The sequence below is a fragment of the Massilia sp. P2_C2 genome, from assembly GCF_056404615.1.
In genome coordinates this window covers 1-9,884 of sequence record NZ_JBFUDR010000243.1, presented here as the reverse complement: position 1 = coordinate 9,884, position 9,884 = coordinate 1, and the positions used below count along the sequence as shown (strand labels likewise).

Genomic DNA, 9,884 nt, shown 5'->3' with positions numbered 1-9,884 from the left:
GTATAGACCTGAAATACGCTTTTGGCCGTATCGACACCGACCGTCGTTTTGCGAGTAGCATTCATGATGTGGATCCTCCGGTTAGCCTCGAAAGTCTCGACACTTTCACTTTAGGCGCTTTTGACGCCGTCGGCCCGCGAGGGTCCACCCCTTCCGCTATCCCCCGCTCCCTTCTTGCCGTTCGTCATTCCGCTCGTAAAGGTGGGAGGCGTCCATTTCATTCTCCTTAACACCGTCATGAGTAGAAGATGCCGTCATTATTTCCCTTCCTGCCGGTACTAAAGTTGCGTCCCGTCAACAGATTTATTTGGGAAAAGAAATTGCAGGAGGTCTCGGTATACAAACGCTGGCACAAGGGCTTAGCGGCAAGGTCAAGGCGAGCCAGGACGCCACCATGAAGCTGGCGCCGCGCCACGCCGAGATCTTCGACAAGACCGGTGCCCTGTTCGGTCGGTATTGAACGCGCGCGGCAAGAACTTGGCGAATGACGCCGTCCGCAGGCACCTGCGCCGGGTCGACCTGCACGGTATCGGGCAACTGGTTTTGCTCGTTCTCGACCTGCTCATCGACCGGGTGGAGGCGACGCACATGAAATTGACCGGTCCCAGCGTCGCCGGCAGAAAAAGGCCGGCTGACGTTCCGCACGACAGCGCGACGTCAGTTCTAATCGCGGCCGAACGCCATGACCCGCCGCTGATGCAGTTTCTTATAGCTATCAAGCAACCGCTGATGCCTCTCAAGCCCCTCCAGCTGCATATTCGTGGGCGTCAACCCAAAGAACCGCACGCTGCCATCCACCGCCCCCAGCACCGCGTCCATGCGCGCGTTGCCAAACATCCGCCGGAAATTGACGACATAATCGTCCAGTTCCAGCTCGTCGTCGAGCACCACTTCCAGCACGGCATCCATGGCCCGGTAGAACAGGCGACGCTCGACGGTATTGTCGTTGTACTGCAGGAAGGCGCCCACCAGCTCGTGCGCTTCATCGAACTGCTGCAGGGCGAGATGGATCAGCAGCTTCAGTTCGAGCACCGTCAGCTGTCCCCATTCCGTATTCTCGTCAAACTCGATTCCGATCAACGTGGCGATGTCGGAGTATTCGTCGAGCTCATTGTTCTCCAGGCGGTCGAGCAACGCTGCCAGCGCGGCATCGTCCAGGCGGTGCAGGTTCAGGATATCTTCGCGGAACAGCAGGGATTTATTGGTGTTATCCCAGACCAGGTCTTCGACCGGATAGATTTCCGAATAACCGGGCACGAGAATCCGGCAGGCGACGGCGCCCAGCTGGTCGTACACGGCCATGTACACTTCCTTGCCGCTCTCTTCGAGGATGCCGAGCAGCGTGGCTGCTTCCTCGGCATTGGCGTTGTCGCCCTGCGCGGTGAAATCCCATTCGACGAAATCGAAATCCGACTTGGCGCTGAAGAAGCGCCACGACACCACGCCGCTGGAATCGATGAAGTGCTCGACAAAATTGTTCGGCTCGGTCACCGCATGGCTGGCAAACGTCGGCGGCGGCAAATCGTTCAAGCCTTCGAAACTGCGCCCCTGCAGCAATTCGGTCAGGCTCCGCTCCAGTGCCACCTCGAAGCTCGGGTGCGCGCCGAACGATGCGAAGACGCCGCCGGTGCGCGGGTTCATCAGGGTCACGCACATCACCGGATACATGCCGCCGAGCGACGCATCCTTGACCAGCACCGGAAAGCCTTGCTCTTCCAATCCCTGGATGCCGGCCACGATACCCGGGTATTTCGCCAGCACGTCGGCCGGTACATCGGGCAGCGCCAGTTCGCCTTCGATGATCTCGCGCTTCACCGCACGCTCGAAAATCTCCGACAGGCATTGGACCTGGGCTTCGGCCAGCGTATTCCCCGCGCTCATGYCATTGCTGGCGTAGAGATTTTCGATCAGGTTGGATGGGAAATACACGGTTTCGCCATCCGACTGCCGCACGTAGGGCAGAGAGCAGATACCGCGCTCCACATTGCCGGAGTTGGTATCGACCAGGTGCGAAGCGCGCAGTTCGCCATCGGGGTCGTAGATGTCCAGGCAGTAGTCATCGAGAATCCCGGACGGCAGCGCATCGCCGGGCCCCGGCTGGAACCAGCGCTCGTTCGGGTAATGCACGAACGCCGCGTTGGCGATGTCCTCGCCCCAGAACGTACCGGCATAGAAATGGTTGCAGCTCAGGCGCTCGATATACTCGCCCAGGGCCGACGCCAGTGCGCTTTCCTTGGTCGATCCCTTGCCGTTGGTGAAACACATCGGCGAGTGCGCGTCGCGGATGTGCAGGGACCACACGTTGGGAACGATATTGCGCCACGACGCGATTTCGATCTTGATGCCCAGGTCCGCCAGCAGGCCCGACATGTTGGCAATGGTCTGCTCCAGCGGCAGATCCTTGCCCGGGATATAGGTGCGGGCGCCGGCTGCCGGCTGCAACGTCAGCAATGCCTGCGCGTCGGCATCCAGGTTCTCGACCTCTTCGATCACGAATTCAGGCCCGGCCTGCACTACCTTCTTGACCGTGCAGCGGTCGATCGAACGCAGGATGCCCTGGCGGTCTTTCTCGGAAATATCCGCCGGCAGCTCGACCTGGATCTTGAAAATCTGCTGGTAACGGTTTTCCGGGTCGACGATATTGTTTTGCGATAGCCGGATATTCTCGGTCGGGATGTTCCGCGTTGAACAGTACAACTTCACGAAGTAGGCCGCGCACAGGGCCGATGACGCCAGAAAGTAATCGAAAGGGCCGGGCGCCGAGCCATCGCCCTTGTAGCGGATGGGCTGGTCGGCGATGACCGTGAAGTCGTCGAATTTGGCTTCCAGACGCAGCTTGTCGAGAAAGTTGACTTTGATTTCCATGGGGGACTTCTGAACGGGCAGCAGGGATGACTGAAGAAGGCCATTTTACTGCATCGATCCTCACCTGCTGGCGTAATACTTCGCCACCACGTCGATCTCCTGGTCTGTCAGCGCATGCGCCGCATTCCGCATCTGCCGATTGATGTCATTCGCCCGCCGCCCCGATTTGAAAGCATTGAGCTGGTCGACGATATACGGCTGCGGCAGTCCATCCAGGATGGGCGTGGCCGCCCGCGCGACGCCCGGGCTGTGGCAGGTCGCGCACGCCCCCACATTGCGCATCGGCGACCCATTGCTGACGATGCGAGGCTCCTCGATGCGGATCCCGGCATGCCTCACCAGCGTCTCGCGCTGCTGCTGCGAGTAGAACGCGGCCAGGTCGCGCATGTCCTGGTCGGACAGGTTCGTGGCCAGCGGCTGCATCACGACGCTCGGACGGTGGCCGGATTTGAAGTCGCGCAGCTGTTTATAGGTCGACGACGGCGGCTGGCCCGCCAGGTGCGGTGCGTTCGTGCCGGCCGATGCCGTCCCGCGCGCGCCGTGGCACATGCTGCATTGCAGGGCCAGCGTGGCGCCGCGGCCGACCGCGACGTTGTCGATCGGGCCCGTGAACTCGCTGCTGACGATCACGCTCGTCGGATAGACGGCTTTTTCATCGGGCAGGCCGGGATTGCGGTAGGGCGCCGGGGCGCCGGCCGCGCTGCAGATCGATTCCCACAGCGAGGCCATCGCGTCGCGCGCGTGGGCGCGCGGCACCCACAGGAAGCCGATGGCGGCGGCGATGGCGGCGATCGCGACGACGGCCGCCACGGCGATCGTGAACCAGCGGTTCTTCAGCGAAAACAGTGGTTCGTTCATGGCGTGCCTCCGATCGGGACGGCGGGTACCGACGTCTGCTTGAGCGCCACCAGTTGCGCGATGGGATAGCCGTAGTTGACGAGCGAGAGGCCGATCATCAGCGCCAGCCACAGCGCATAGCTGTTCAGCGCCGCCGGCAGGCGGACCGGCGCGTGCACGGGCTGGCTGAAGCGGAATTCGGGCAGGTCGACGATGCCGCTGCGGTGCCCGCGCAGCAGCACGAGCAGGAACAGCACGCCGGAGATCACCAGCAGCAGGCCGCCGATGGCGCTGAGGGTGACGGTGATGGCCTGCGGCGCGATCTCCGGGTTCGTGTAGTCGAAATAGGCCATGCGGCGCGGCATGCCCATCACGCCGACGACGTGCCAGGGAAAGGTCAGGATGATCATGCCGACGAACCACAGCCACAGCTGCGCCTTCATCATGCCGCCCTGGAYGAGCGCGCGGCCCGTCAGGTGCGGCCACAGGTCGTAGGCTACGGCGAAGTACATGATGACGATGGCGCCCGCGAAGATCAGGTGGAAGTGCCCCGTGATCCACTGCGTGTTGTGGACGGCGAAGTCGAGCTGGTAGCTCATGTTGATGAGGCCACCCGCGCCGCCGAAGCCGAGCAGGATGAACGAGAACGCCACGGCGAGCATCATCGGGTTATGCCAGGGCAGGGCCTTGACCCAGCCGAGGGCGCCCGTGCCGCCGCGCAGGCGTCCCGCGATCTCGACGGATGCCGTGATCGTGAACACGGTCAGCAACGTGGGCACCGAGACCATCGCGGTGAACACGGCGTGCAGGAACTTCACGCCGGCGCCGACCTGCGGATCCTGGAACAGGTGGTGGATACCGATCGGCATCGAGAACACGAGGAACAGGACGAACGAGATGCGACCCATTACGTCGCTGTACAAACGGCCGCCGATGGCGCGCGGCACCAGGGTGTAGAACGCGATGTACGCCGGCATCAGCCAGAAATAGACGATGGCGTGCAAGGTCCACGAAAAAAACACGCGCGCGAGGCCCGCGTCGATCGTCGACTTGAAGCCCAGCGCCACCGGCAGGATCAGAAACAGGATCTCGACGGCCGCGCCGACCGACGTCCACGCCCACAGGTACGCGCCCGCGACGTTGGCGAACATCGGCAGCGGCACGGCCTCGCCCGGATGCGCCTTCTTCCATACGCGCAGGTTCACGGACATCAGCGCGACCCAGATCCACGAGCCGACGACGACGAGCACGACGCCGATGTAATAGGCTGGGTGCGCGATCAGCGGCGGATAGAACGTGTACAGGACGGACGCCTTGCCCAGCGAGACGGGCACCATCGCCACCACCGTGCCGAGCAGGACGAGGATGAAACCCGTCCAGGCCCAGCGCCGGCCGACGAGGGGCTGCTTCAGCGCCAGTTCGACGATGGCATAGCCGAAGCCCATCGCCACCAGCGTGGGGAACACATAGCCCATTGCGGAGCCGTGCGCGGTGACGGAGCGGTAGTACAGCTCGGGGTTGCCGATCCAGTCGAGCAGGGGACTGCGGATGACCATCTGCCATTCGCCCAGCAGCAGCGCGGCGAAGAAGGCGATGAAGGCCACCCAGAAGTGGGCCAGCACCAGCTGGCGGGAGTCTTTACTGAACACAGCTCAACCTCCTTCCCGGCTGGGACTGGGCCCTGCGGATGAATTCGTCGCGCGGGATGACCTGCACGTGCGCCCACATCGCGGCGTGGCCGTTGCCGCAGAATTCGTGGCACGGCATCACGTGTTCGCCGGTCCGCTCGAAGCGCGTCTGGAAATTCGAGATGTAGCCCGGGATCAGCATCATGTTCACGTTGCTGTGGCTGACGGAAAAGCCGTGCACGACGTCGGCCGCCGTGCCGCGGAAATGCAGCCATGTGTTCGCGGGCACGACCAGGCATTGCGGCGTGAACGAGTACTGGTTGGCCAGCACGCGCACCGTCACCGAACCGTCCGCTTCGGCCGCTGAACCCAGGTTCGTTTCGACGAATTCGCCGGCGATGTGCAGCGTGGTCGGGTCGATGGTTTCCATGCGCGCGGGCGGCATCGCGGCCCAGTGCAGGCTCATGTAGGCCATCATCGCGACGAGGAAGGCGATGATGGCGCCGACGATCCAGGCCCAGCGCGATTCGGCCGCGGCCGCGACGTCATGTCCCGAACTCGCCATGTCAGTCTCCTCCGCGCGAGACGAAGACGAGGAAGTAGAAGGCGAGCCAGATCGCCATCACGATGGCCACCGCGATGCCGGCCAGGGCGAACGCGCCGCCGGGGCCACGGGCGACGATGGCGTCGACGCGGCGCTGCTGCTCGGGACCGTCGGGGTGCTGGTCGGTCGGTTCCAGGAACATGGTGTCCTCGCTCACTCGACCGTGGCCGAGCGCAGTTGGTTGACTTCGCGCGCCGTCACGGGCGCGCCCCGGTTGCCCCAGGCGGTGCGGATGAAGGTCACCACCGATGCGATCTCGTTGTCGTTCAGGTGTTGCGCGAACGGGGGCATCCCGTACGGCATCGGGTTGCGCCGCGTGCCGGGTGGGTAGCCGCCGTTGAGCACCATGCGGATCGGGTTCACGGCCGAGCTCATGCCGATCGACTGGTTGCGCGCCAGCGGCGGGTAGTGCGGCAGCTTGCCGCGGCCTTCCGCGCCGTGGCAGTTGGCGCAGCGGGCGGCGTAGATGCGGCGGCCTTCCGTGTAGGCCTGGCCGACGTCGGCGCGCAGCGGCGCTTGTCCCGGGTCGGATGCCGGGCCCTGGTCGGCCGGGAGGCTCTTCAGGTAGACGGCCATCGCGCGCACGTCGTCGTCGCTCATGAATTGCAGGCTGTTGAACGTGACCTCGGCCATCGGGCCGTACACGGTGGCGCGGTTCGAGACGCCTTTCTGTAGCAGGTCGATGATGTCCTGCAGCGCCCAGTCGCCCAGGCCCGCCTCGCGGTTCGACGTCAGCGATGGGGCATACCAGTTCTGCATCGGGATCAGGCCGCCCTGGAACGCCTTTTCCTGCGACGAGCCGCCCAGCGCATTGATCGGCGTGTGGCACATGGCGCAGTGGCCGAGGCCCTGCACGAGGTAGGCACCGCGGTTCCATTCGGCCGACTTGCTGCGGTCCGGTTGATATTCGCCTTCCTGGAAGTACAAGGTGCGCCAGCCGAGCAGCAGCGCGCGGTTGTTGTAGGGGAAGCGCAGGTCGTGCTCGCGCGAGGCCAGGCGCACGGGCGGCACGGAGCGCAGGTAGGCGAAGATGGCGTCGCTGTCCGCGCGCGTGACGCGGGTGTACGACGCGAACGGCATCGCCGGATACAGCAGATAGCCCTTGGGCGAGCGGCCCGTGTGCATCATGTTGTAGAAGTCGTCCGCGCTCCAGTTGCCGATGCCCGTCTCGCGGTCGGGCGTGATGTTGGGCGCGTACAGCGTGCCGAACGGCGTGGGCATCGCGCGGTTGCCGGAGAAGATCTGCGCGCCCGGCACCGTGTGGCAGGCGATGCAGTCGCCGGCCTGGGCCAGGTAGCGGCCGCGCTCGACGATAGCTGCCTGCGCCGGCGGTTTCGGTGCATTGGTCTGCGCAGTTGTCTGAGCTTGCAGCGGCACCCAGGCCGCCATGGCCAGCAGGCCGGCCGGCACCGCCGCGAGCGCGAGCTTGCGGAGCAGGGAACGCGGGTTCATGGCTGGCCTCCTTGCTGCGGCTGGCTGCCACATGCCAGCGGCAGGCGCAGGCCGGGTTGGCGCACCGGGCGCGCCGTGGTGACGGGCAGCGATGCGAGATAGGCCGACACTGCCGCGACCTCCGGCTCGCTCAGGCTGGAGGCGATGAACTGCATGCAGTCCGGCGCCAGCGCCGTGCGCACGCCGAAGCGCCAGGCGCCCAGCTGGGCGCTGACGTAGTCGGCGCGCAGGCCGAGGAGGCCGGGGATGCCGGGCTCGCGTCCGCCCAGCTCCGTGCCGTGGCACGTGACGCAGGCCGGAATCTTCTTGGCCGGTATGCCTTGCGTGACGATGCGCTGGCCGTCGCGGACCTGATCGGGCGATCGGGCCACCTTCGGTTGCACGAGGGGCGGCGGATAGAGCGCGGCGAAATGCTCGGCCATGCGCATCAGGTAGGCGTCCGGCAGGTAGGCGAGCAGGTAGTTCATCGGCACGTACTTGCGCCGGCCGTCGCGGAAGGCCACCAGCTGGTTGTAGAGGTAGCCGGCCGGCTTGCCGGCCAGGCGGGGAAAATAGACGTTTTCCACGCCGCGGCCCTGGGCGCCATGGCAGCCGGTACAGGCCTGGACCCGCGCTTCCATCGTATCCGGGATGCGGTCGGCTGCCGTCGCCTGCGCGTGCGCGCCGCCGGCCAGGAGCATGCTTCCGAATCCGATTATGCCGAGAATTATTTTCATCGAATAAACTCCACAGCCGGGTCAGGCGCCGATATGAAAATTATCACAACTGACTTATCAAACGACGCACGAATCCGGTGTGGCCCGGTGCCGGGTCGTCCATATCCCGCACGCGGCCGCATCGGGCTACAATAGAATCCTGACCGCAGCGCAGCTCCTCACCATGAAAAACTGGATCAACCGCCTCCGTGGCGGTGCCGACAACACGTCCGCAACCWCGCCAACCACCGCTGCGCCCGCCGCGGACGAACCGGACGACGAGTCCGGCGGCATGGCCGCCGGGATCGAAGCCGCGTATTACCGCTGGCTGACCGCCTCCTCCGGCTACGATGCCCCGGCCGCCATCGAGACCGGCATCCTCGACCAGGTGCATGCGCTCGCGCAGAATCCGTCCGGCGCAGCCGAACTCGTGCCGCGCGTGCCCGAAGTGATTCCGCAACTGTTGCGCAGCCTGCACGACGAGGCGTCGAACGCGGAACTGGCACGCCAGGTCGCGCAGGACGTCGTCGTCGTGGCCGAAGTGATCCGCGAAGCGAACAGCGCGTATTACCGGCCGATGTCGCCCGTGAAGACGGTCGAGGCGGCTCTCATGATGCTGGGCCAGAACGGCCTGCGCATGCTGCTCGCGCGCATCGCCTTCCGCCCGATCATCAAGTTGCAATCGACCGGTTTCACGCGCCTGGCCGCGCCGCTGGTATGGAACCAGTCCGAGAAATGCGCGCTCGCGGCCAGCCTGATGGCGCCGGGCCTGACGGCGGGGGCCTTCGAAGCGTATCTGGCCGGCCTGATGCAGAACCTGGGCCTCGTCGTCGGCTTCCGCCTGGCCGACCGCGTCTGCGAGGAGGGCAAGGTGCCTGGTTCCAGCGCCTTCGGCCTGCAGCTGCTGGCCGCCGGACGGCAGCTGTCGGCGGCCATCGCCACGCACTGGAATTTCCCGGAATCCGTCGCGGATGCCATCGCGCATGCGGGCGATCCGGGCGACGGCAACCTGGCCCAGGCACTCGCGCTGGGCGACCGCATTGCCAAGCTGCGCCTGCTGATCGACGCGAAAGTCATCGACGAGGACGACGATTTCGTGACGGATGGCCTGGATAATTTCCAGCGCCGTTGTCTTGGCAAGCTCACCACCGTCGAAAGCTGAACCGGCGCGCATCTGTCGCGCCGACGCACGGATTCGTCCCGGGAGCAACGTTGTTCCATCCGCCGTGTTGCCACGGCTAGGTTTCCGTGCAATTATGATTTTCGGACAGGAAACTTTTCTCCGGTAATAAAAGAACAAGGAGGTGTTACGATGATCCGCAAGACGAAAGCCGCATCCCTGTTACTGGCGCTGGCATTGCTGCCGTGGTGCGGCGGCATGGCCGTGGCCGGACCGCTGGACGAGGCGAAGGCCAGGGCGCACCTCGATGCCGTCGCCGCCGGCGACCTGGAAGCGCTGATGCGCGACTATGCCGACGATGCGTACATGGAGTGGGTCGGCGGGCCGCTCGACGGACGTTATCGGGGCAAGGCCGCGATCCGCGCCGTCTGGCAGAAATTCATCGCCGCGAATGCCGGCAAGCCGCGTCCCGCGAACTTCGGCAAGCTGACGGCGCTGTCCAACCCGCGCGGCACGTCGGTGCAGGCGAAGGCCGACTACGCCGGCGCCGTGCCCGTGAAAGTCTGGCACGTGCTGACCTACCGCGACGGCGACCTGACCACGGAAGTGTGGCAGATCGCCCCCGCGCTGCAGATCGATCCGTGATGCGACCCGTCGCGCTGGCATTGTCGGTGGTTCTGCTG

The 9,884-nt window shown here is 65.0% G+C and carries 11 protein-coding genes; 4 read left to right on the top strand and 7 right to left on the bottom strand.

Annotated elements, in window-relative coordinates; all coding sequences use genetic code 11:
* Together AC1DYX_RS22940 and AC1DYX_RS22935 are read left to right on the top strand one after the other, a co-directional pair.
* Positions 1-230: hypothetical protein (locus tag AC1DYX_RS22940; RefSeq protein ID WP_477263128.1), on the top strand; the 230-nt coding region annotated here is incomplete at its 5' end.
* Between the two features lie 77 nt (positions 231-307).
* Positions 308-460 carry a hypothetical protein gene (locus tag AC1DYX_RS22935; protein ID WP_477263126.1) on the top strand — a complete coding sequence of 51 codons (153 nt, stop codon included), beginning with the start codon at positions 308-310 and terminating at the stop codon, positions 458-460.
* A gap of 203 nt (positions 461-663) precedes the next feature.
* Here AC1DYX_RS22935 and AC1DYX_RS22930 read toward each other — a convergent pair whose 3' ends face one another.
* Genes AC1DYX_RS22930 through AC1DYX_RS22900 form a run of 7 tightly spaced genes read right to left on the bottom strand, consistent with a single transcriptional unit; the run spans position 664 to position 8,066 of the window.
* Complete coding sequence (locus tag AC1DYX_RS22930; RefSeq protein ID WP_477263124.1) at positions 664-2,865, bottom strand: OsmC domain/YcaO domain-containing protein; 2,202 nt, start codon at positions 2,863-2,865, stop codon at positions 664-666.
* Between the two features lie 60 nt (positions 2,866-2,925).
* Positions 2,926-3,723 (bottom strand): c-type cytochrome, encoded by a 798-nt coding sequence (locus tag AC1DYX_RS22925; RefSeq protein WP_477263122.1) that lies wholly within the window; start codon positions 3,721-3,723, stop codon positions 2,926-2,928.
* Complete coding sequence (locus tag AC1DYX_RS22920; protein WP_477263130.1) at positions 3,720-5,324, bottom strand: cbb3-type cytochrome c oxidase subunit I; 1,605 nt, start codon at positions 5,322-5,324, stop codon at positions 3,720-3,722. Before AC1DYX_RS22920 ends, AC1DYX_RS22925 begins: the two co-directional genes overlap by 4 nt.
* Before the next feature lie 16 nt (positions 5,325-5,340).
* Entirely contained in the window at positions 5,341-5,895 is a 555-nt protein-coding gene (locus AC1DYX_RS22915) for a cupredoxin domain-containing protein (RefSeq protein WP_477263120.1), read from the bottom strand.
* Between the two features lies 1 nt (position 5,896).
* Positions 5,897-6,091: a hypothetical protein gene (locus AC1DYX_RS22910; protein ID WP_477263118.1), complete on the bottom strand. Its 195-nt coding sequence runs from the start codon at positions 6,089-6,091 to the stop codon at positions 5,897-5,899.
* On the bottom strand, positions 6,088-7,386 hold the full coding sequence (locus tag AC1DYX_RS22905) for a c-type cytochrome (protein WP_477263116.1): 1,299 nt from the start codon (positions 7,384-7,386) through the stop codon (positions 6,088-6,090). The genes AC1DYX_RS22910 and AC1DYX_RS22905 overlap by 4 nt, the downstream gene beginning before the upstream one ends.
* Positions 7,383-8,066, bottom strand: coding sequence for a c-type cytochrome (locus AC1DYX_RS22900; RefSeq protein ID WP_477263114.1), 684 nt, complete (start codon positions 8,064-8,066; stop codon positions 7,383-7,385). Before AC1DYX_RS22900 ends, AC1DYX_RS22905 begins: the two co-directional genes overlap by 4 nt.
* A 199-nt stretch (positions 8,067-8,265) precedes the next feature.
* Here AC1DYX_RS22900 and AC1DYX_RS22895 point away from each other — a divergent pair, with 199 nt between their 5' ends.
* Positions 8,266-9,243, top strand: coding sequence for an HDOD domain-containing protein (locus AC1DYX_RS22895; RefSeq protein WP_477263112.1), 978 nt, complete (start codon positions 8,266-8,268; stop codon positions 9,241-9,243).
* A gap of 150 nt (positions 9,244-9,393) precedes the next feature.
* Positions 9,394-9,846, top strand: a complete 453-nt coding sequence (locus tag AC1DYX_RS22890) for a nuclear transport factor 2 family protein (protein WP_477263110.1) — start codon at positions 9,394-9,396, stop codon at positions 9,844-9,846.
* Positions 9,847-9,884: the final 38 nt, after the last annotated feature.